Below are 21,594 nucleotides of genomic sequence, written 5' to 3'. Positions count from 1 at the left end.
TTACACCGTCAGTCGGGCGGACTTGGTGGCCTGCAGGATGTCCAGCGTCATGACATCCTCCAGCCTGGGCGCGCGCGCACGGAACTGCCCGAGCTGCGCGTACAGCGAGATCTGCTCCTGCCATACGGCCGGGTCCATGGCGCCCCAGCCTTGGGTGCCGCTTTCCTTGTTGAAGGCATAGCCCATCAGCGAATCAATGGAGGCACGCTCGTCCGCGTGGTTCAGGCTGGGGTAATCCTTGAGCAGCAGCTCGACCGCCTGGTCACGGTTCTTGTTGGCGTAGAGCCAACCGCGCGCGGTCGCGCGCAGGAAGCGCTGCAGCACCTCCGGATGGTTGCGCAGGGTGTTGGTGTGCGCGTAATAGGGGAGCGCATAGAGGCGCACGCCCGAGTCCCACAGGCTCAGGTCGACGCGGTCCGCACCCAGCGCCTTGAGCGCCGAAATGTTGGTCTGCCAGCCGGTCACCGCATCGACCCGTCCGCTCAGCAGCGGCATCATGTCGGCACCGATCGGCACGATGTTGACCTGGCTCTCGGTGATCTTGTGCTTGGCCAGCAGGGCCTTGAGCAGCACCAGGCCGGTAGCCTGGATGCCGATGCGCTTGCCGATCATGTCTTGCGGAGAACGGATCGGCGTCTTCTTGAGCGAGAAGAAAGCATAGGGGTGCTGCTGCAGGCCGACCGCGAAGCATTTGACCGGCAGCCCTTCCGACACCGCCAGCATCACCGAAGGGCTGGAAGATATCTGCCCGACCTCGCCGCGCCCCGAGGCCACGATGGCTACTCCATCGATATTGGGGCCGCCGGGCTGGATCTTGAAGTCGATGCCCTCCTGCTCGTAGTAGCCGAGGCGCTTGGCCACCACCTCGCCCACCTGATTGCCGCCGGGCACCCAGCCCAGCTGCATGCTGACCGCGGCGCGCTCGGTGGCGAGCGCGCGCACCGACAGCAACGCACCGGAGGCAGCCAGCCCGCCCGCCAACAAGGACGTTTGCAGCACACGGCGGCGACCAGGATTCTCTAATCGTGGCATCTCCATCTCCTTTAATAGCTGTCTCATTGCGCTGGCCTGGCAGTGCCAGCGGGATCTCGTGTTGAGGCTATTTTGAGGTTGAGGTGGTGCTCTAACAAGAACTGATTTTAGAGCGCAAGCGATGCCAAAATTAGAGCGCTATTTCCGTGCACGCCCTGCACCAGAAGCGCTCCGTGCCACGCCATCATGGTGCACAAAGCTGAGCACTACAGGTCACGCCGAGCGAATAATTCGCTCGGCGGTGACAAAAATCGGTGCTTCCTGCGGCGGTTCTTCTGCGTGGAGAATGCTCTTCAAATCTCACCAATAAAGAGATTCGAGAGGAAGAAACATGACAAGAGCATTTCGCCGCACGGCCCCGCCGTTTCATGGATTGATCCGCCCATAGCGGGCACGCCCCTCTCCCCCAATCCAGCTCCCGTCTCTACCTGATCCCCTGTGCACCCGATGCACACGGGGAGGGCTGCGCTTATTCATCACTCGACAGGAAAGTCACCATGAAGCGATGTGTCATAGCCGCCACCGCCACGCTACTGGCGTGCCCGGCATCTCATGCAGAAAGCGGCGTGAATCTGTATGGCCTGATTTCGACTGGCATCCTGTATGCCAATAACCAGAACGGCCATTCCCAGGTGCAGTTGGCGAACGGCCCAATGCAGACGCCGCGCTGGGGCCTGCGGGGAACGGAAGAGCTGGGGGGCGGGAACACTGCCTTCTATACGCTGGAGGGTGGCTTCGCCATCGACACCGGTACCTTGTCGCAAGGCGGCCGCCTGTTTGGCCGGCAGGCATTCGTCGGCATGTCGTCGCCGACCCTTGGCGCCATCAGCCTGGGCCGGCAGTATGACCTGCCCGCGGCGACATTGTGGTCCTATGAATCGGCTACGCAGTTCGCCGCGTTCGGCACGCACATCGGCGACAGCGACAACGTCTTCAATACCTTCCGCGTCAACAACACGATCGCCTACAAGAGCCCTTCCTACGGCGGCCTGCAATTCGCCGGCATGATGAGTCTCGGCGAAAAGCCGGACGACTTCCGCTCCAACAACGCGTACAGCCTCGGGGTTTCCTACAAGCGCAATGATCTTTCGCTGGGCATTGCCTACGAGGAGCTGAACACGCCCAACAGCGCGAGCAACCAGTCGGGCGCGGTGGTTGGCGACTATGGCTTCACTTCTCCGTTCGTGACGAGCAAAGCCAGCGGGGCCAAGGTCGACCATCAGCGCATCTTCGGCGCTGGAGGCGCCTACCAGTTTGGCAAGGTGGGGGTATCGGCGCTGTATACCAATGTGCGCTTCGACTACCTGGACAATACAAGGCTGACGGTCAACAACGGCGAGATCTCCGTGACCGACTACATCACGCCCAACCTGCTGCTGGGTGCCGCCTATATCTACACCTGGGGCGAGTACCAGCCCGGCGGCAGCCAGCCGAAATGGCACCAGGTCAACCTTGGCGCGGACTACTTCCTGTCCAAGCGTACTGACCTGTTCCTGGTCGGGATCTATCAGCGGGCGGCGGGAGACGCGACCTACGCGCAGATCTATACGCTCTCGCCGTCGTCCACCAAGTCGCAGGTAACTGCAGTGGCAGGGATCCGGCATAAGTTCTGACCGACTGAGACTGCTCAGGGCAAACAGTGAGCGCAATTGCTGCGTGCCCTTTACCCTTCCACGATGGCGCACCCCCATATGGCCGAACCGGGGCTTGTTGACGCGAGGCATGTGCTCACCTAGGCGGCGCCCGCGAGTCATCCCGGGCGCCGGCACATCGTGTTAGTTGCAGATCCGAAACGGCAGTGGCCGCATCGCCATGGCGCGCTCAACCCGCAGCGGTCTGGTAACGGCTGGCCGCGATGGTTTCCGCCTCGTTCAGGGCGTCCTGCAGCACAAAGTCAAAGCGAACCCGGCTGAACGGTCCCGTCACGCCGAGCGATGCATAGTCGGTCGAACGCTCCACCTTTTCCAGTGACACGATCAGGCCGTCACGGGTAGCGAAGGCAAAATCGTCGTCCAGGAAGGTATCGCCGGGGATATTGACCTGCGTCGTCAGTGCCCGCTTGCCACGGCCCGAGACCAGGAAATGGATGTGGGCGGGCCGGTTGCCATGCCTGCCCAGCAGCGCGAACAGCTCGGACACCGGGCTGTCCGGCGGAATCGCGTAGCCCGGCGGCAGGAAGCTGCGGAAGCGGTAGTTGCCCTCGGCATCCGTTTCGATGCAGCGGCGCAGGTTGTAGTCGGGCTGGCTCGGGTCGAAGTGAGAATAGCGACCCAGCTCGTTGCAATGCCAGACATCGACCATCGCGTACGGCACTGGCTGGCCGTCCAGTCCGAGCACGCGGCCTTCCATCACCAGCAGCTCGCCCTTGCCTTCGTTACCTTCATCCAGTCGCACTTCGCGCTGGGATACCGGTGCGCCCGCAACATAAAGCGGACCTTCGATGGCGCGCGGCGTGCCTTGCGAGCGTGCGGCCGCCTGGTCAGCCTCCTCCTCGAGAATGTCAAGGAGGCGATCGAAGCCGAGGCCGGCGGTAATCAAGCCCACCATGTCGGCCTGGCCCAGGCGGGTCAGCCACTTCATGGCAGACCAGAATTCGTCGGGCCTCACCTCAAATGCCTCGATGGTCCGGAACAGGTCGGCAACAATGCGGGCCGTAATGGCGCGCACACGCTCATCGCCAGCGCTGACCTGGCTGGAATTGACCAGCGCCAGAAGTTCGGAAGGGGTGTATTCAGCCATGATGTTTAATCTCCTCAGGTGTTGGAACTTGCAGGGTTTCGCGGGGCATCGGCCATCCTGGCGGTGCCTGCGGCTTTGCCCGGCCCGGCGGCCGCCGAGGCGGACCGGCCGTGGTCAATCATCAGCACCGCCACCGCCGCGACCAGCCCGGGCACGGCGATGGCAATGAAGTTCTGCGCAAGCGGCAAGCCCATCGCAACCAGGATGCCAATCACGATCGGCGCCAGGATGGCACCGCCCCGGCCCATGCCAAGGGTCCAGCCGATACCCGTGGCGCGGATGCCGTTGGGATAGAACTGGCCGGCGTATGCACATCCGACGATCTGCGTGCCGATGGTGGAGGCTCCGGCAAGGCCGACCAGCAGATACAGCCAACCGGTCGACACGGGATGCCCCAGCAGCGTGATCGACACCGCGGCGAGTACGTACATGCCGATCAGCACGTACTTGATATGGAATCTGTCCGCCAGCCAGCCGCCCCCAATGGCACCGATCATGCCGCCGAGATTGAGCACCAGCACAAACGTCAACGCGGATCCCAGGCTATAGCCGGCGCTGGCCATCAGCTTGGTCAACCAGGAGCTGAGCGCGTAGACCATGAACAGGCACATGAAGCAAGACAGCCAGAACATCAGCGTGCTTAACGCGCGCCCTTGCTGGAAGAGCTGGTTGATGGGCGCCGCGGGTGCCGCGCCCGCCACGTCGGCGTCGACGGCAACGAAGCGGTCGCTGGCGTCGGCCCGATAAGCCGGGTCGATGCTGGCCGCGAGGCGCTTGAGCTCGTCAGTGCGGCCGCGCCGGATCAGGTATGGCACGGATTCCGGCATGGATTTCAGGACCAGCGGAATCAGCAGCAGCGGCAAGCCGGCGGCCAGGAACACCGACTGCCAGCCGTAGCGTTCGATCAGGTTCTTGCCGAGCACCGCCGCCAGCATGCCGCCGACCGAGTAGCCGCTGAACATCAGCGTGACCATCGTGCTGCGCACGCGCTGCGGCGCGTATTCCGTCATCTGTGCAATCACGTTCGGCATGACGCCGCCGATGCCGACGCCGGCCAGGAAGCGCGCCGCGCCGAACAACAGCGGGTTGCTGCAGAGACCCGCGGCGGCGGTGAACACGCTGAACAGCGCGATGCAGACGGCAATGGCCCAGCGCCGGCCGATCCGGTCGGCAATGGTGCCGAGCAGGATATTGCCGAACATCATGCCGAACAGCGCGGTACTTACCAGCAAGCCAGCCTGCCCCGGCCGGATCTCCATTTCCTTCATGATCGACGGCAAGGCAATGCCGGCTACGGCCAGATCATAGCCGTCGAAAATGATGATGAGCGCGCACCAGCCCAGCACGCCATAGTGAAAGGCATTGAGCCTGGCCTCGCTGGCCATTCGTTGGATGTCGATCTGTCTCATGGTCTCCTCGTTTTTTTCTGAGTATCTGACTGCGTGACCGAATGCGGCCCGGCGGGCACCCTCAGAGCTTTGCCAGGGACACGCCCGGATCGGCGAGGTCCTGCGCCGTGACCGGCGTTCGCTTCTCGATCAGGCGGCGCGCGAAGCGCAGGTCGCGCGCGGCGTTGCCTCCCAGCGCAGCCATCACCCGCTCGCCCTCGAGATAGAAGAAGACAAAGCTGCCGGTCGCCGGATCACCGCGCACCACCACCTGGTGCGAGGGCAACGGCACGCCGTAGATCTGAAGATTGGTGCCATGCTGGTCGGACCAGAACCAGGGCAGCGGGTCGTAATGGATATCGCGCCCCAGCGCGGATCTGGCAGCGGCAATGCCTTGCTCCTGGGCGTTCTGCCAGGATTCAAGCCGCAATCTGCGCCCGGCCCAGCTGTTGCGCGCGACGGCGACGTCGCCGGCGGCGAAGATATCGGGGTCGGACGTACGGCATTGCGCGTCGACCAGAACGCCGCCTTCGCAGTCCAGCCCGGCGCCGCGCGCCAGTTCGTCGTTGGGCACCAGGCCAATGCCGACCACCGCGGCGTCGCAGCCGATCGCGCGGCCATCGGACAGCATGACATCGAGCCCGCCAGCCGCGCCAGGGGCAAAGCTCGCCACCGCTGCGCCCAGCAGCACTTCCACGCCCTGAGCGGCATGCAGCGCCTGCAGGTGCGCAGACAAGGCCTCCGGCACGCTGCGCTCGCACAGCCTGCCCATGGTCTCGATCACGGTGACGACGGCGCCGCGCTGGCTCGCAGTTGCCGCCACTTCCAGCCCGATCCAGCCGCCGCCCACGACGGCCACGCGCGCACCGCGCCGCAGCGCGGGCCCCAGCCGTTGCGCGTCGTCGATGGTGCGCAGCGTATGCACGCCCGGCAGGCTGGCGCCAGGCACGTCAAGCGCACGCGCCCTGCCGCCGGTACAAAGAATCAGCTTGTCATAGCGGATTGCGCCACCGTCGGCCAGCAGCACCCGCCGGTCCGTCCGGTCCAGCCGCACCACCTGTGTGTTTGGCTGCCATTCGATCGACAAGGCGGCCAGCGCCGTGGCATCGAGCAGGTGCAGGCTTTCAGGTGCGGCCTCACCGGCCAGCACCGCCTTGGAAAGTGGCGGACGCTCGTAGGGCGGGTGCGGCTCGTCGCCAATCAGCAGCAAGCGGCCATCGAAGCCCTCGTCGCGCAGCGTGCGCGCCGCCCAGGCGCCAGCCTGGCCGGCACCGATGATGATAATGGTCGTCGGTTCCTTATGCATGACGGTCCTCCGCCCTCAGGACAAGGCAACCACGGGCGGCAGCACCTGGATCAGCACCCTGCCCTCTGCCACCTGCACCGGATAGGTCTGGACCGGCGTCACGCAGGGGGCCTTGCGCGCCGCGCCGGTGCGAAGGTCGAACAGGCCCTGGTGCAGCGGGCACTCAACGCAGCCATCCTCGACAAAGCCTTCGGACAAGGGCACTCGCTCATGGGTGCACAGGTCGTGCAGCGCAAACAGCTCGTCCCCGACGCGGAACACGGCAATCGATATGCCCGCCGCCTCGACCGCGCGCGGCTCTTCGTCTATGAATTCGTCGGTCCCGCCGACGTCATGCCAGTTGCTCATGGTGATGCGCTCCTAGATCGGCGTAGCCAGAAGGGTCTGGACTCGCGAGGTGTCGTAGATGACCCGCTTTTCCCGGTAGCGCCATGCGCCGTCCTGCCTGACGACGATGTCGCGGTAGACCCCGGCCTGGTACACGGTAGAATCGCCCGCCGCACCGGTGTTGACGACGATATAGCTCGATACCGTGCGGATCTCGTCGTCGGTCGCGGATTCGATCACCAGCCCGCCCAGCGCATGCCGGTAGCCGTGCGCTTCATAGATGTTGGCGTGACGCAGCGCCACCACGCGGTCGCGCATCATCTTCTGGTTGCGGCAATGAATGATGGGCGCGGGCAGGCCCCGGTCCGCGTTCTCGCGCGAAATGATGGTGTACGTGCCGTCCTCGGTGAAGAAGGCTGGCCAGGTCTCCAGCAGGTCGTTGTCAATGGCGTGAACGTAGCGGTGTTGCAGCGCGCTCAGTTCCGCCCATAGCTGCAGGTTGTTTTCCATCTCAGTACCCCATTGCACGCTGATAGCCGGCCCAGAAGCGGCGAATCAGGTTTTCCGTGATATTGCTGTTGGTCTGCTCGGGCGCATCCAGGCCCATGCCCATGTAGGAGGTCTTGTCACCATCCCGCACGGTGCCCCGCTGCACCAGTTCGGTGGCTTCGGTGTCCTCCATCGAGATGTAGCCTGCCGGCCCCACCAGGTTGGCCTGCAGCAGGCGCAGCTCGCGCAGCTCGGGGGTGTCGTCCTCGTAGCCGAAGAAGTGGAACACCAGCTCGAAACTGTTGGGACCCTTGGGCAGCAGCTGGCGTGCCACCAGCGTGTTGTGGATCTGCTGGATAACCAGTTGCGGAAAGATCGGCTGAATGTGGTTGGTGCAGTCTTCCTCGAACTCCGGGACCTGTGCCAGTACGTACGGGTCCTCCAGCGCGAAGCCGTCCTGCATCGAGCGGATCTTCTGGTCGGTATAGGCTGCCGCGGTGTCGGCGTCGACCTTCGGCTTGGTCACCGTGATCAGGCTATGCAGGCCATGCGCGGCATCCGGGATGGAGCGAGCGCTCATGCCGACCCGGAAGATGTTGAAGGTGGTGTGGAAGAGGTGCAGCAGGCTGGCGTGGTACGGGTCCTTGACGTTCTCGAAGTAGAGCTTCCAGTTCGACTTCGAGTACTGGCGCGTGCAGCCCAGGTAGACGACAGGCTTGTGAAAGACACGGTCGACCCACGGACGCATCTCGGGGCCGATGTAGTCGGCCAGCGGGGGTGCCTCGTCGCTGAACGTGGCGAACAGCAGCCCCCGGTATTCTTCCACGCGCAGTTTCTGCAGTCCGTGCCGCGACGCATCGAAGGCCTTGGCCATCCCGGCGAGGGTGATGGTGCCCTGCTTCTGTCCGCGGCGGAATGGCACGCCCTGCAGGTCGCCCTCGCAGGAGTAATTCCACTGATGGTAGACACAGGTATGCGACTCGGCGTTGCCATGCTTCTCGCGGCATACCATCGCACCGCGGTGCGCGCAGCGGTTGACCCAGCAAGCGAAACCGCTTGCCGTGCGCGTGACCACCACGGGCGTGTCGCCGACAAAGGTGCTCTTGAAGTCGTTGAGATTGGGAATCTCGCTGGCCAGGGCCACAAAGCTCCAGTACGGCCCGCGATAGATTCGCTCCTGCTCCCGCTCGTAGACCTCCTGCGAGCTGAACACACTGTAGGGGACGCACGAGCCGTCTGGCTGCGGGAACGAAACCTTCCGGCTGCTAGCGCATCCGGCCACCTGGGAGGAATCTGACATGGCTGTCTCCGCGAATTGATGGGTGTTGGGGGATGGGCTGAGTGTAGGAAGCCACTGCCCGCCGGCCTATCCGGAATCGGTGAACTTTCGCGGCTGCGCGGTCCGTTTCTGGCGGCCGCCACGCGGCCTGTCCGGAAATGGCATGCAATGCGCCGCCGGCAGTCCGATTCAGGCAGGATTGGCAAGTCGGTCACCGGGCGGCGCTACCCATGCCGCCGGCGCTATGGCAAGATGCGATGCATAAAACGGGGCAGTCGACCCCTGCAGACCATTCCGGGCTTCACGGCGGTTTCAGCGCAGTGGCGTATGTGCTACTTCGACACTGCCGCAAAGCCGGAATACGGGGACAGAACATGCCACTTTCACCGCGGACCCCCGCCCTTGCCGCGCTTTACAGCAATCCGCTGTTTCAATCGGATTTGCGCGTAGAGGCGCACGACCACGTCGCCCGCGAACTCACCGACCACGTGCTGCGCTGGAAGTCCGGCGCGCCTGACGCGGCCATGTTCAAGGGCGAGCTCGACCGGCTGAGAATCTATGCGCTCCGCTACGGCCCCGAGGTCGAGGTGTCCGCGCGACCGTTCGAACAATTCTCCCTGGTGCATACCTCGCTCGGCGCCGGTGCGGAGATCGAGTGTGACGGTGAACGGCTGTGGGTCGCGGAAGGCCGCACAGCAGTGCTCTCCCCGAAAGACCGTATCCGGCTGCGCTGGAGTCCTGGCAATCAGCAGTTCATTGTCAGGGTCCCGCACAGCCTGCTGGTCGAGGCCAGCGGCGGTGAAACCGATAAAACCCCGTTACTCGCATCCGGATTCCTCCTGCCGCGTGCGCTGGAAGCCCAGTGGGAACTGATCGCGCATGCGCTGCTGAACCTGCTGTCGTGCGGGGGGGATTCGCCGATCCACGCCAACTGGGTGGGACACCTGGAACGCAACCTTGCCCTGTTTCTGCTCTTGCACCAGCCGGCCGGCGCCTCGTCGCTCCCCCTGCCGCTGCAGGCGGCACTCCACGGCCAGCCGGCGCCAGGACAGGAGCACGCCCGCGGCACCCGCCAGATGGACGCGCTGGTCGCTTACATTGAATCGCACCTGGGCGCGCCGGTCTCGCTCGAAGACCTGGCGCGTGCCGCGGGCATCAGCGGGCGCACGCTGAACGGGTTGTGCCACCGCTACTTCGGCATATCGCCGATGGAGTTGCTGCGCAATGCGCGACTGGACGCGGTGCGCGCCCGCCTGCTGCTCGACCCTGCCGCCAGCGTCACGGAAACCGCCCTGGAGCTCGGCTTTGGCCACCTGGGCCGCTTTGCCGGCTACTACGCGGCACGTTTCAACGAGCTGCCGAGCGATACGCAGAAGCGTCAGGCATAGCGACGCACAAGCGCGGCCGCGGCTGGCGAACTCGCGGGTGGCCTTTGCCACGCCCGCAAGGCATTGGGTGAAGCGGATAGCCACCGGGGCCACGCAGCCTCGTCTGCTTGGCAACAATCGAGCGCGTTCCAGAACCGCAACATGGTTTTCAATCCGCCGTGCCTTGCTCAGCCAGAGAACATTGCATCATTGTGGGACGTGTGCGAGCCAGCGGAATTTGCTCGCGCAACGACAATGGATAACCGCCAGGAGACACAATGAATGCCGAAACCATCGCCCAGTTGCCCACCGCCGCGCGCGGGGCGGCCTCTCGCGTCAGATGGCTTGTATTGCTGGTTGCGTGGGCCGCCCTGGTCCTGTCAACCGTCTGTCGGCTGGCGTGGGGAACGCTGGCAATTCCCCTGGGCCAGTCGCTATCCCTGCCGCTCGCGGCGCTTGGCATGTTCGTGACGGCATTCTATGTCGGGTACGTACTCTCCAACTTCGTCTGCGGTTTCGCCACGGACCGCCTTGGCGGCCGCGTCGCGCTCTCTGCATCGCTGGTTGGCCTTGCCGTCGCAACGTACGCCTTCTCCTATACCCCGACCCTGACGGTTGGCCTGATCTTGCAGGCGCTGATGGGCCTGACCGCTGGCGCGGACTATGCTGCAGGCGTCAAGCTGGTGACTACGTGGTTCGAGAAAAAAGAGCGCGGCAGGGCTGTGGGTCTTCTCATGAGCGCGTCGTCGGTTGCCGTCATCGCAACCAACGCCATCCTGCCAACGCTGGTGGAGACCTATGGCTGGCGCACGAGCTATCGCCTCCTGGGCATCCTTGCCGTGGTTCTGGCAGTGGGCTGCGCCTTGATTCTTCGTGACCGCGAGCAGCCCGGCGATGCGGTGCAGCCCGGCGCGACCGGCGCCAGCGCACAGAACTCCCACAGCGGGTTCCGTGCAGGCGCGGGTGCCCTGATGACGCGAAACTTCCTGTTGCTGGCGCTGGCAGGATGTGGCGCGTTCTGGGGAACCCTCGGATTTACCTCCTGGGCTATCCCGCTGATGGGGAAGGCACATCATATTTCGCCGGTACAGGCAGGCTATATCCTGGCGGTCGCCGGGATCGCCGGCCTCATCTCAAAGCCCACCATTGGGTGGCTCTCCGATTACTTTGGCGCCCGGCGCAAGACGCTGGCAATCATCTCTCTCGTTTTCTTCTGCCTGGTACTGCTGGCCTTCGGGCAACTCAGCGATTTGCCCGCCTTCCGCCTCGCCGCACCCTTCATTGGTGTCGGCGCATTTATCTATAGCCCGCTACTGGTCACGATGGCGGCCGAGCACGCCGGACCGTCGAATGCGGGATCGGCCGCCGGCGTCGCAAACGCTGTATGGCAGATCGGATCGGCACTGTCCCCGGCGCTGGTTGGCCTGGTATATCAGGCCCAGCATTCGTTCTCGCTGGCATTCGCCGTGCTTGCCGCCGGGCCACTCTTCGGGGCGATCTGCCTGGCATTTATCAAGGAGGGCCAGCGCCAATGACTGGTGCGGCCCGCAAGTGCTACTTCTGCAAGACATCGAAGGAATCTGGACACCATGAAACACATCACTCACATCACTGACACGCCGTGGATTCCGCATCAGATCGAAGGATCCAGGGGGTTCGAGTTCATCTTCAATATTCTGGGTGGGGAGTACACCGATGCGTATTCCATGGACATCGTCCGGGTAGCCGAGGGGGGCTACTCGCCTCAGCACATTGACCCGGACAACCATGCGTTCTACATCCTCAGCGGAGAAGCCGATATCGACATCGCAGACTCGTGCCATCGCGTGCAGCCCGGCGCGATCGTGCGAATTCCTCGCGGCGTCGTACATGCCGTTCGCAACGTGGGGGATGGCGAGCTGGTGCTGTTGACGATCTACGACCCGCCGCGGGTACGCAAAGCCAGGGATGGCATCGTACTTCCCGTGGACCATGTCGATGCAATTTGAGCACACGTCGTCCGGCTTCCACCCGCTTGATTGCACTCGGGTGGAAACACAACGGCGCCCACTCCGGTTATTCCGGGGGGCGCCGTTGAATATCGAAAGACTATCTGCATAGCCAGCGTCGAGCGCGCCGGCGTCGCTAACCCAGCCTCCCGGAACGACCCATTCCGGGGGGCTTGGGGACTACCGCCGTCAAGTCACGGTTGCCGCCGCGGGCTTGTCCGAGTGCACGACACTCTCCCAGCGCTCGGCGCGATGCGAACCATCGCAATATGGCTTGCAGGCGGACAATCCACAGCGGCACAGCGAAAAGATCCCCTTGTGGGGGTAATGGTTGCCGTCGGCGTCGACGAGATTGAACTCCCCGGTCACATGGAGGGGGCCTGAGTTCATAACGCGGATTTTGGTAGTGGACATAGGGACTCCGGGGCGCTGTATCGCCCTTAACCAATGGACGCCGTGGCCGGCGCACGCGGGCAGCTGCGGAAGCCGGCCTCGCTGTGGGATGCATCGCAAAACGGCGGGCGCTGCGTGTGTCCGCAACGGCAAAGCCAGAGTGACTTGCGCCGGCGAAATGGCATCCCGGCGTCATCAACCATCTCGAAATCGCCGCTGACCTCGAGCGGGCCATCGTCTTTCAGGGTAATCGTGGTAGTCATGCTTCAATCGTCCGTGAAGGGAAAGGACAGGCCTCAGGCCGTCGCGGTCTGGCTCAGGGTATCCGGGTGTACCACTTCGACCTTTTCGCCAAGGACGTGGAACTCCCCCCGGCTGCAAACCAGAGGGCGGTCGTCGGTCCGCTGAATCTTCAGCGCCTCACCAACCAGGATGGTATGGTCCCCGCCATCATAGGCAGCCCAGCGTCGGCACACGAACCAGCCCATCGTCCCGACCAGCACGGGTGCTCCTTCGTGCCATTCGTAGCTGGGATTCCACCTCTCGGTCATACGGTTTGCAAAGTAATGACCGTGGAACGCCTGGCGCTCTCCCAGGATGTTGATCGCATAGGGACCCTCGGCAGACAGGAGCGCGTGGGACTTGGCCGTCTTTGCGACGCTCACTGCGACAAGCTGCGGCTCAATGGATACGGCGGCAAAAGAGCTCGCGGTCATCGCGTGCATGCCGCCATGGCCGTCGTCCATGGAAACGACTGTCACGCCGGTCGTGAACGCGCGCAGGCCCTTGCGAAACTCTTCCGGATCAATATGTAGTGATCGCGTCATGTCTCCTCCTTGTGTCTTTCCGATTTGAAATACCTGGGTCTATCGTCGCAAGACGCGGGTGACCAGACAAGACACGGCCATGGAAAGCGACGTTCCGATGCGGGAACAACATCCCGCTGCTTCTGGTCCGGATACTGCGTCATGGCAAACACTGGTTGACGCTTCTTTTGGAGGCCGTTATAGACAGAGAAGCGTTTGCCTTGAAGCTGCGGCGCCATGGGCATGACGCTGGCCTCCACCCCGTAGCCAAGGCAGCAAGGACCTCCAACAGACGCCCCTTATTTATGATGGAAATTGTCGACATCAGAGTATTTGCAAAGATCAGTGAGCTGATGAGCCTCAGCGCGGCGGCGAATGTTCTCGGCATGCCAAAATCGTCGGTAAGCCGCAGCCTGACGCGATTGGAAAAGCATCTCGGCGTTGCATTGCTGTATCGCTCAAACCGGAAGCTTGCACTGACAGAAACGGGCCTGCTGTTCGCCGAGGACGCACGCCGGATCCTCTCCGATGTTGAGGAGGCAGAACAGAAGGTAGGCCAGATCAGGCATACGCCGCAGGGGCTCCTGCGCGTCAGTGCGCCCGTTACGCCGGGTCAGTGGATGATCGCCCCGCTGGTTCCCGACTACCTGGCGCGCTACCCCGAAATGAAGGTCGAACTGACGCTGACAAGCCACAAGGTCGAGCCCATGGCCGAAGAAATCGACGTGGTGATCCGCACCGGCAGCCTTGAAGACAGCCGGCTCGCAGCGAGGCGGTTGGGGACCGTGGCCCTGAAGCTGGTGGCGACACCATCCTATCTGGCCACCCGTGGCACCCCCGCGGTACCGGCGGACCTTGCCGGGCACGCGCTCCTCGATATTTTTGCAGGCAGCGTGGAATGGCGACTGTACAGAGGCTCGGAGGTCGAGACGGTCCACGTGCATATGCGTTTCTCGGCCAATGACACCAGCACAATCCGCACGGTGTTGCTGGGCGGAACGGGCATTGGCTGGCTTCCTGATTATCTTTGCCGGACGGACCTCGAATCCGGAGCCCTGGTGCATGTGCTGCCGCAGTGGGGCCGCGGCGACCGCGATATCCACGCCGTGTTCCCGCAGCACCGGACGGTTTCCCCTAAGGTCCGGTCTTTCGTGGATTTTTTATGCGAGCGCTTCGAGAGCTCTGCCACCCCTCGCTAGCCTTCCGTCGCGGCACGGCTCCGAGCATCAGTCCAGGCTGATTCCGCGCGTCCGGATCAGCAACTTCCAGCGGGCAACATCATCCTGGACGGTCCTGGCAAACGATTCCGGCGTCGAAGCGACCACCTCCATGAACTGGGTGCGCAGCTTCTCGCGTGTCTCAGCCTGAGATAGCACCTGCGCAATCTCGCTTCGCAAGCGTTTGATGACTGGTGCCGGGGTTCCCGCGGGCGCGATGACACCCATCCAGGAGTTTGCTTCGATACCGGGCATCCCGAGCTCCCCCAGCGTCGGAACATCGGCCAGCACAAGCGAACGCTTTGCCGAAGCCACCGCAAGCGCACGGAGCTTTCCTGCCCGGACCTGGGCAGCCACGGCTTGCTCGGGAAGGCAGCCCATATCGACCTCCCCACTAATTATCGCCAACATGGCCTGGGGCGTACCTGCGTAGCTGACTCGCGTAATGCTGGTGGCACTTTGCTGAGCAACGAGCTCCATGCAGAGACGGTTGATGGAACCGGCACCGATGGCTGCATACGTGTACTTTCCTGGCTGCCTCGCCAGCATCGGCACCAGCTGGGCCATATCTTTCACATTGAGCGCGCTACGGACGACCAGGACATTGGCTTGCGTCACCGCCAGCGTCACCATGGCCAGGTCCCGGGCAGGGTCATAAGGAAGGCGCTTCTGCAGCAGTGTGTCGGCACCGATCGGACCGGGAGGCGTAATCCCGAACGTATAACCATCGGGGGATGCCTTGGCGACGAAATTCGCTGCGACCGCGCCTCCGGCACCTGGCTTATTGTCCACCACGATGGTCCCGCCAATTCTCGCATGCAGCGCATCGGCCAGGATGCGGGCAAAGATATCGGGCGTCGAGCCTGCCGTGGACGGAACCACCAGCTTGATCGGCCGACTTGGCCAGTCCTCGGCATATGCCATCAGGCAAGCGCATAGTGCTGCCATCCCAACCGCGGCTTGCCGCCCCAAGTTTCGCCACCCACGCTTGCTCATCATCGCTCCATCGTCCCTGGTTCATCACCCCGCTCCGGGGGCCGCGCGTGTCGAATCAGCTTCTCTTGCGACGCCGGGGCGGATCGTAGATCGCGAGAAACTCCAGTGGCGTACCGCCATGGTTGCGCAATTCATGCAAGGACCCTTGCGGCACCTTCACGATATCGCCCCGCTGGAAATTGAATGCCTGGCCGTCGATGACCATGCAGCCCTGCCCCTCGAGAATGGCAAAGGCATGCCTGCCATGGTCCGTATGCGCAGCGGAAAACCCTCCCTCAGCCACGCGCATCAGATCTACGCTATACGCATTGGTAAGCTCGTCACCGAGAATCATGGGCTTCAGTTCATACCCTTCCACGCCTTCGGCTTCAAAGGCCTTCCAGGCAAGGGCTGCGGTTGCCACGACTTCGGCAGCCTTCCCGCATTCCCCTCCCGATCGCGGCCGGGCCGACTCCAGTCGTGCACTGGCCCCAGCAGCGCCAGCCTCCAGCTCCAGCGGCGGGTCATGAATCGTGAGGAGCCACATGGGCACCGCGCCGGTATTGCGTAGTTCGTGGAGAACACCACTTGGAATCTTGATGATTGAACCCCGGCAAACGTCGCTGTCTTCTGCGTCGAGCGAGGCAATGCCTTCCCCATCGATCACGAAGAGCGCCTGGTTACGCACGCTGACGGCGGCTGGTGTTCGCCCACCCGGATCGACACGGGCCAGCCCAAGGGAATACGCGTCGGTGTACTCCTGTCCGATCAGTCCGGAACGGATTGCGTAGCCTGCCGAAATCGTCGTAGACGGCGACCAGTAGAAATTGGATATTGCTGTAATGACATGCATTGAACTTGACTCTTTCAAATCGCCAGCCTCCCAATGGGTAAGAGCCCTTGGGTGGCACACTGCTTGTGTCGCCCAGGCATCAGAACACGTGTTTGATGCCTATGCCGCCTGCCGTCGAACGGGGATTGCCGGGGCCCACGGAATTGGCAACCTGCTGCACACCACCACTGCCCAATGCGTACATCGATCCGTTTCGGTTATCAATCGTGCCAACGGATCCATATAGCGTGGTACGCCGGGACAGTGAATACTCGGCGCCCACGGCGAACCACGTAGCATTTCTGCTTCCCGGATTCACTTGATAGGTCGAGTGGTCGTTAACCCGGACCACTTGCGCAATCGCGGTAAAGCGTCCGATAGGAACACGGACACCCAGGTTGGTCAGCCTGAACTCGCTCACCGAAGCCCTGAAGCTGTCTGCGGCACGGGCCAGCGAACCTGTACAAGTGGTACAGGAATTCTTTTCATCAGTGAAGCCGAGATAGACCTTGGCAAGCCGAAAGTCGTAGCTCCCGCCCAGGGAATATGAGGTGATATGGCCTGTGGCACCGTTTCCGCCGTCCTGGCGCCCCCAACCCGCATTCAGGTCCCACGCCCCCTGGAGGTAGCGCGCCGATAGTCCGTAGGTGCTGCCAAGTTGGGGAGACTTCTCTCCCGGCGCATACAACGCCGAGAACGACAGCGCTTTCCACTCTTCAGGCGAGTAGTACTTGATGGCGTTATCGGCGCGCGCGGAAACGACCTGGGGGAGAACTTGCTGGGCCGCCGTCGCACCGCTACGGGTCAGTGAGATCAGGGCGCCGCTGCCCATCCAGTAAAAGGCATCAACAAATGAGTTTGTCAGCGAAACAGGGGTTGGCTGCCGCCCCAGCAGGAGACTCCCGGCATCTCGCCTGACCAGGCCGACCGCCGCCTCCCGGCCGAACAGACGTCCGCCCTGCCCCATCTGGCCGTCGTCCGCACTGAATCCGCCGACGAGACGGAAAGTGGCGCTGAGCCCCTGACCGAGTTCTTCCGTCCCATCGATCCCCCACCGGCTGCCGGCGGCCCCGCCGGAGATCACCCGAGTCTGAGTGCCCTTGCCCGCACTGCTGACTTCCACACCCGCATCGACAAGGCCAAACACGCGGACACCTGATTCGGCATGCGCCTCGCTGAGGCTGACAGCGGCAAGAAGCATCGCATACCGAAAAAACCATCGCACCCTAGTTCTTTCCAAAATCCGCGCCTCCCCTTCACCTGGTTTCGTTAGTTCCGAGAATCTGAACAGCGCCGGCCGCCATCGGAGGCTTTATGAATCCGCGGGGCACTATCTGTTCTGATTGAACGAGCAAAGTCTAGGTTGCAACGATTGGCCCAAACAAGGGTGCGCCATGGGCCATCGTGTTCCCGCCTGGGAACGGGATATCTCGTTTACACGGATTGATATCGCCACAACAGAACCAGGAGCGGCCATTTCACGGCATGCCTCTCCCCATGGAGAGGCATGCTCCACAGGGCCGCGTCAGGCGGCAGCGCGTTCCTCGTGGAATGGATAGTCGACGTAGCCGACGTCCGTACCGCCGAAGAAGGTGTCGCGGTCGTAGGCGTTCAGCGGCAGCCTGCGGCGCAGCCGTTCAGGCAGGTCAGGGTTGGCAATGAAGTCCCGGCCGAAAGCCACCAGGTCGGCGTCGCCCGCGGCGATGATCGCCTCGGCGCTCTCGCCCTTGAAGCCACCTGCGGCGATGATGGTGCCGCGGTAGAACTTGCGGATCAGTTGCGAGGCCACCGGGTCGGGGTTCCGGCTCTCGTCCTCGACATTCCCCCGCACACGCGGCTCGATCAGGTGCAGGTAGGCGAGATCGAGCTTGCCCAGTTCGGCGGCCACGTAGGTGAACAGGCCTTCCGGATCGCGGTCGGACATGTCTCCAAACGAACCGCTCGGGCCCAGGCGCACCGCGACCCGGTTGCTGCCCCAGACAGAGATCACCGCCCGGGTGGCTTCGAGCAGGAAGCGCGCGCGGTTCTCGAACGAACCGCCGTAGCGGTCGGTGCGCTTGTTGCTGCCGTCCTGGAGGAACTGGTCGAACAGGTAGCCATTGGCGGCGTGCAACTCGACACCGTCGAATCCGGCTTCGAGGCCACGCTCGGCGGCACGGCGGAAGCTTTCAACAAGCTCCGCGATCTCTTCGATCGCCAGTGCGCGATTCGGCGTGTTGGGCACCCAGCCCGACCTCGTATAGGCTACGCCGCCGTGCGGGATCTCCGACGGCCCCACCGGTTGGCTGCCCGGCGGCTGGACTTCCGCATTCGACTGGCGCCCCGCGTGGTAGAGCTGCAGGAAGATCCGGCCGCCCCTTGCATGCACGGCATCGGTGACCAGGCGCCAGCCCGCGATCTGGCTGTCGTCATAAAGGCCGGGTGCGCCAAGGTAGCCGTTGCCATTGGGCGCGGCGATGGTGGCTTCACTGATCAGCAGTGCACCGGGCGAGGTGCGCTGAGCATAGTACTCGGCCATCAGCGGACCGGGGATTGCACCGTCCCCGGCGCGCATGCGCGTAAGGGGCGCCAGCACGACACGGTGCTTGAACTCGTAGGCACCGACCTGGATGGGTGTGAACAGACTGGACATCGATAACTCCTGCTTGTGATGGAACTGGCGTGCGTGCCAGGGGCACGCGACAAGGACAATGTAAGGAAGGATGTGGCGCCGAAAGCCGCGGACCGGCTCCGGACGTTCCGGGCTTCCGTGTCCGCAATCAGGATGCGGATCAGCCCGGAACAATGGTGAGCAATCAGCCGACGGTGGCCATCATGCGGGCGTGCCTGACGCCACGACCCTGGCGTTGCGGGCCAGGATCGCCAACGTCACCGCTACGGATGCCAGCTCAAAGAATCCGCCGACCAGCCCCAGATTGGCGACCTGACTCCGGGCCATCGTCATGCCGCCCACCGCCGCGCCGACGGAGAAGCCGATATACATGAACGAAGCATTGAGCGACAGCACGATCGACGCGACCTTGACGCCGGCCAGGTCTATCAGGCGTGCCTGCTGGGCGGGGTAGAACGCCCAGGCGCACACGCCCCAGACGATCAGCGCGACAAGCACCGGGCCCATCGCATGTTCCGGCTGCACCAGCCGAGCGATAAGGGAAAAGCCCAGGAAGGCCAGTCCCATGATCGCGACGGCCGGCACGATCACGCGCGGCGGCCCCAGCCTGTCGCTCAGGCTGCCGCCAAGGAACACGCCCACGGCGGCCGCGATGCCCCATGTCAGCATCACCAGGCTGATCTGCGTATCGGGCACGGTGGTCAGCCTGGTGACCAGCGGCGACAGGTACGTGTAGACCGTGTACGAGCCGGTCGCCCACAGCGTGGTAGCCAGCAGCGTTCCCAGCACGACTGGCCGGACGGCGACCGAGACGCGCTCGCGCAATGTCGCCGTGGCAATGCCTTGCCCGATCTCGCGCGGCACGCCGGCATATACCCCGATCGCCGCAATCGTCGACAGAACCGCGACACCGGCGAACGTCATGCGCCAGCCAAACGCGTGGCCGATGACGGCGCCCATCGGTACGCCGAGCGTCAGCGCCACCGTGATGCCGGCATTGACGAGAGCGATCGCACGGCCGCGCAACGCTGGGTGGACCACCGCACCCGCCAGCGCGTTCGCGCCCGGCACGAACAGCCCGGCCGAAAGCGCCAGCAGTACGCGCGCACCCATCAGCCACCAGAACCCGGGGGCAAAGCAGGCAAGCAGGTTGGACAGCGCGAAGACGACCATGCTCGCCAGCAGCAGCGTGCGGCGCCTGACGTTTCCGGTGGCAGCCGTGAGCACCGGTGAGCTGATGCCGTAGGCCAGCGCGAATACGGAAACGAGTTGCCCCGCCTGCTCGATGGACACGCCAAAATCGGCGGCCAGGCCCGGGAGCAGCGGGGAAATCATGAAGCCTTCGGTGCCGATGGCGAAGGCGCCGAGAGCGAGCAGGTAGACAGCGTTCGGAATCTTGCTTGCGGTAGCCATGTCGAGGTCCTTGGTGCGTACTGCCGGGGTTGGCGCCTCAACCGGCAGCCATGGAATCGTTGAACTCGTTGACCCAGGCGTGCTCGTTTGGTCCCGGATTGGCGCGCATGTCCACCGCGGGCCCCACCAGTATTTCGTTGGCGTCCGTGCCCAGTTGTTCGATCGCGCCCGCGATGAATGCCTCGAGCGGCATCGCGCGCTCCTCCTCGCTGCTGTTCAGCAGCTCGGTGCGGACCCAGGGTGGCGCGATCTCGATGACCGAGACCTTGCTGTCCTTAAGCAGATAGCGTTGGGAGAGCGTGTACGAATGCAGCGCCGCCTTGCTCGCGCTGTACACGGCTGTGAAGGCCAGGGGCACAAAGCCGAGTACCGAGCTGACATTGGCCACGACCGCGCCCTCTTGCGTCTTCAGGTGCTCGATCAGCGCCGAGGTCATGCGTATCGGCCCGAGCAGATTGGTTTCGACGGTGGACGTCAGCAGGTCGTCGTCGACCGGGCCGCCGGCGCCATCGGGCAGCATGATGCCCGCGTTGTTGATCAGCACGTTGAGCCCGGGATGATCGGCAATCAACCTGGCGGCGACCCTGGCGATATCCGCCGGATCGGTGATGTCGAGCGATACCGCCTGCATGCCGGGGTTCGCTTCGATCGTCGCCTGCAGACGCTCCGCGCGTCGGCCCGAGATGATGACCTGGTTGCCAAGCTTGTGCAGCGCTTCAGCGAGGCCGCGGCCAATGCCCGAACCGCCGCCGGTGATGAATACGGTGTTGCCTGCGAGTTTCATGATGTCTCCGACAGAGATAAGTGCTGGAAGCAGGGAATCAGCGCGGAAAGCTGTTCCCGAACATGGGCAGGCCGCTTTTCGACTCGGCCGCGGTGGCCTCGTCCTGCAGCACGTCCCAATGCTCGGCGAACACGCCATCGGCAATCCGCAGGATGTCGGCGGCAATCCAGGCCGCGGGGCGGCCATGGCCGGAGAAGCGTCCGTGGATGATCACGTAGTCGCCATCCGCCACGATCACGCCGGGCTCATACCGCAAGGTCGGCGGCAGGGCCTTGATGAGGTTGAACAGGCCGTCGCGGCCCGGCTCGATATGCGCGCTGTGCTGGATGTAGCCGGGCGACCAGAATCGTTCGGCGGCGGCGTAGTTGCGTTGATTGAAGAGCGTGTCGAATGCTTCAAGCACAAGCGCCTTATTGGCGGCTTCGGTGGTGGTGGTCAAGTGGATGCTCCTTGGGGTTGGCGTGGTTGGCTTGAGCAAGGCCTGGTGACGTTCGATGTACATGTGGGCCCCTGTGGTCTTCGTTCACCCAAACACGATGGTGATTGACATTGAGTTTTCGCGATCGCGCAGGAAAAGTCAAGGTCGATCACCATTGTCCTTGTCAGGCCGTCTATACTTGGGGTGACAACCGCACAAAGGAGCACTGA

The 21,594-nt window shown here is 63.6% G+C and carries 22 protein-coding genes and 1 pseudogene; 5 read left to right on the top strand and 18 right to left on the bottom strand.

Features of this window, described 5'->3' with window-relative positions; genetic code table 11:
* Nucleotides 1–1,032, bottom strand: a complete 1,032-nt coding sequence (locus ACZ5MJ_RS31690; RefSeq protein ID WP_464225039.1) for an ABC transporter substrate-binding protein — start codon at nt 1,030–1,032, stop codon at nt 1–3.
* A 497-nt stretch (nt 1,033–1,529) separates the two neighbouring features.
* On the opposite strand from ACZ5MJ_RS31690, the gene ACZ5MJ_RS31685 reads away from it, so the two are divergent.
* Nucleotides 1,530–2,645, top strand: a complete 1,116-nt coding sequence (locus tag ACZ5MJ_RS31685; RefSeq protein WP_464225038.1) for a porin — start codon at nt 1,530–1,532, stop codon at nt 2,643–2,645.
* A 6-nt stretch (nt 2,646–2,651) separates the two neighbouring features.
* Here ACZ5MJ_RS31685 and ACZ5MJ_RS31680 read toward each other — a convergent pair.
* The 7 genes and pseudogenes from ACZ5MJ_RS31680 to andAc form a co-directional block, all read right to left on the bottom strand.
* Nucleotides 2,652–2,762, bottom strand: a pseudogene (locus ACZ5MJ_RS31680) (IS5/IS1182 family transposase); the annotation flags it as partial.
* Between the two features lie 91 nt (nt 2,763–2,853).
* The gene (locus ACZ5MJ_RS31675) at nt 2,854–3,771 is read right to left on the bottom strand and encodes a dioxygenase family protein (RefSeq protein WP_464225037.1); all 918 of its coding nucleotides are present in this window, start codon (nt 3,769–3,771) and stop codon (nt 2,854–2,856) included.
* Between the two features lie 14 nt (nt 3,772–3,785).
* A complete protein-coding gene (locus tag ACZ5MJ_RS31670; RefSeq protein ID WP_464225036.1) occupies nt 3,786–5,180 on the bottom strand; it encodes an MFS transporter in 1,395 nt (464 codons plus the stop codon).
* Between the two features lie 61 nt (nt 5,181–5,241).
* Nucleotides 5,242–6,465 carry an NAD(P)/FAD-dependent oxidoreductase gene (locus tag ACZ5MJ_RS31665; protein WP_464225035.1) on the bottom strand — a complete coding sequence of 408 codons (1,224 nt, stop codon included), beginning with the start codon at nt 6,463–6,465 and terminating at the stop codon, nt 5,242–5,244.
* A 15-nt stretch (nt 6,466–6,480) separates the two neighbouring features.
* Nucleotides 6,481–6,813 carry an anthranilate 1,2-dioxygenase ferredoxin subunit AndAb gene (andAb, locus tag ACZ5MJ_RS31660; RefSeq protein ID WP_464225034.1) on the bottom strand — a complete coding sequence of 111 codons (333 nt, stop codon included), beginning with the start codon at nt 6,811–6,813 and terminating at the stop codon, nt 6,481–6,483.
* Nucleotides 6,814–6,825: 12 nt separating this feature from the next.
* Nucleotides 6,826–7,302, bottom strand: a complete 477-nt coding sequence (gene andAd, locus ACZ5MJ_RS31655) for an anthranilate 1,2-dioxygenase small subunit AndAd (protein ID WP_464225033.1) — start codon at nt 7,300–7,302, stop codon at nt 6,826–6,828.
* Between the two features lies 1 nt (nt 7,303).
* Nucleotides 7,304–8,581 (bottom strand): anthranilate 1,2-dioxygenase large subunit AndAc, encoded by a 1,278-nt coding sequence (gene andAc / locus ACZ5MJ_RS31650; RefSeq protein ID WP_464225032.1) that lies wholly within the window; start codon nt 8,579–8,581, stop codon nt 7,304–7,306.
* Between the two features lie 353 nt (nt 8,582–8,934).
* Here andAc and ACZ5MJ_RS31645 point away from each other — a divergent pair, with 353 nt between their 5' ends.
* From ACZ5MJ_RS31645 to ACZ5MJ_RS31635, 3 genes are all read left to right on the top strand, one after another.
* On the top strand, nt 8,935–9,948 hold the full coding sequence (locus ACZ5MJ_RS31645; RefSeq protein WP_464225030.1) for an AraC family transcriptional regulator: 1,014 nt from the start codon (nt 8,935–8,937) through the stop codon (nt 9,946–9,948).
* A 257-nt stretch (nt 9,949–10,205) separates the two neighbouring features.
* Nucleotides 10,206–11,462: an MFS transporter gene (locus ACZ5MJ_RS31640; RefSeq protein ID WP_464225029.1), complete on the top strand. Its 1,257-nt coding sequence runs from the start codon at nt 10,206–10,208 to the stop codon at nt 11,460–11,462.
* A gap of 54 nt (nt 11,463–11,516) precedes the next feature.
* Complete coding sequence (locus ACZ5MJ_RS31635; RefSeq protein ID WP_464225028.1) at nt 11,517–11,915, top strand: cupin domain-containing protein; 399 nt, start codon at nt 11,517–11,519, stop codon at nt 11,913–11,915.
* 189 nt (nt 11,916–12,104) lie between these two features.
* Here the strand turns inward: ACZ5MJ_RS31635 and ACZ5MJ_RS31630 are convergent, their stop codons facing one another.
* From ACZ5MJ_RS31630 to ACZ5MJ_RS31620, 3 genes are read right to left on the bottom strand one after another with little or no spacing between them, the layout of a single operon-like run.
* Nucleotides 12,105–12,329, bottom strand: coding sequence for a CDGSH iron-sulfur domain-containing protein (locus tag ACZ5MJ_RS31630; RefSeq protein WP_464225027.1), 225 nt, complete (start codon nt 12,327–12,329; stop codon nt 12,105–12,107).
* Nucleotides 12,330–12,355: 26 nt separating this feature from the next.
* Nucleotides 12,356–12,571 (bottom strand): CDGSH iron-sulfur domain-containing protein, encoded by a 216-nt coding sequence (locus tag ACZ5MJ_RS31625; RefSeq protein WP_464225026.1) that lies wholly within the window; start codon nt 12,569–12,571, stop codon nt 12,356–12,358.
* 33 nt (nt 12,572–12,604) lie between these two features.
* Complete coding sequence (locus ACZ5MJ_RS31620) at nt 12,605–13,135, bottom strand: flavin reductase family protein (protein ID WP_464225024.1); 531 nt, start codon at nt 13,133–13,135, stop codon at nt 12,605–12,607.
* A gap of 284 nt (nt 13,136–13,419) precedes the next feature.
* Here ACZ5MJ_RS31620 and ACZ5MJ_RS31615 point away from each other — a divergent pair, with 284 nt between their 5' ends.
* Nucleotides 13,420–14,313 carry a LysR family transcriptional regulator gene (locus tag ACZ5MJ_RS31615; protein ID WP_464225023.1) on the top strand — a complete coding sequence of 298 codons (894 nt, stop codon included), beginning with the start codon at nt 13,420–13,422 and terminating at the stop codon, nt 14,311–14,313.
* Nucleotides 14,314–14,340: 27 nt separating this feature from the next.
* Here ACZ5MJ_RS31615 and ACZ5MJ_RS31610 read toward each other — a convergent pair whose 3' ends face one another.
* The 7 genes from ACZ5MJ_RS31610 to ACZ5MJ_RS31580 form a co-directional block, all read right to left on the bottom strand.
* Nucleotides 14,341–15,255 carry a Bug family tripartite tricarboxylate transporter substrate binding protein gene (locus tag ACZ5MJ_RS31610; RefSeq protein ID WP_464225022.1) on the bottom strand — a complete coding sequence of 305 codons (915 nt, stop codon included), beginning with the start codon at nt 15,253–15,255 and terminating at the stop codon, nt 14,341–14,343.
* A gap of 127 nt (nt 15,256–15,382) precedes the next feature.
* On the bottom strand, nt 15,383–16,159 hold the full coding sequence (locus ACZ5MJ_RS31605; RefSeq protein WP_464225021.1) for a cupin domain-containing protein: 777 nt from the start codon (nt 16,157–16,159) through the stop codon (nt 15,383–15,385).
* Nucleotides 16,160–16,238: 79 nt separating this feature from the next.
* The gene (locus tag ACZ5MJ_RS31600; protein ID WP_464225019.1) at nt 16,239–17,363 is read right to left on the bottom strand and encodes a porin; all 1,125 of its coding nucleotides are present in this window, start codon (nt 17,361–17,363) and stop codon (nt 16,239–16,241) included.
* Nucleotides 17,364–17,663: 300 nt separating this feature from the next.
* Nucleotides 17,664–18,770 (bottom strand): alkene reductase, encoded by a 1,107-nt coding sequence (locus tag ACZ5MJ_RS31595; RefSeq protein ID WP_464225018.1) that lies wholly within the window; start codon nt 18,768–18,770, stop codon nt 17,664–17,666.
* Nucleotides 18,771–18,950: 180 nt separating this feature from the next.
* Nucleotides 18,951–20,162 carry an MFS transporter gene (locus ACZ5MJ_RS31590; protein WP_464225017.1) on the bottom strand — a complete coding sequence of 404 codons (1,212 nt, stop codon included), beginning with the start codon at nt 20,160–20,162 and terminating at the stop codon, nt 18,951–18,953.
* 37 nt (nt 20,163–20,199) lie between these two features.
* Nucleotides 20,200–20,946, bottom strand: a complete 747-nt coding sequence (locus ACZ5MJ_RS31585) for an SDR family oxidoreductase (RefSeq protein ID WP_464225016.1) — start codon at nt 20,944–20,946, stop codon at nt 20,200–20,202.
* 37 nt (nt 20,947–20,983) lie between these two features.
* Nucleotides 20,984–21,385: a nuclear transport factor 2 family protein gene (locus ACZ5MJ_RS31580; protein ID WP_464225015.1), complete on the bottom strand. Its 402-nt coding sequence runs from the start codon at nt 21,383–21,385 to the stop codon at nt 20,984–20,986.
* Nucleotides 21,386–21,594 lie beyond the last annotated feature (209 nt).

It is taken from the genome of Cupriavidus sp. LA-1 (assembly GCF_055385985.1).
The sequence above is the reverse complement of the archived record's forward strand: the minus strand, read 5'-3'. Positions and strand labels throughout refer to the sequence as shown.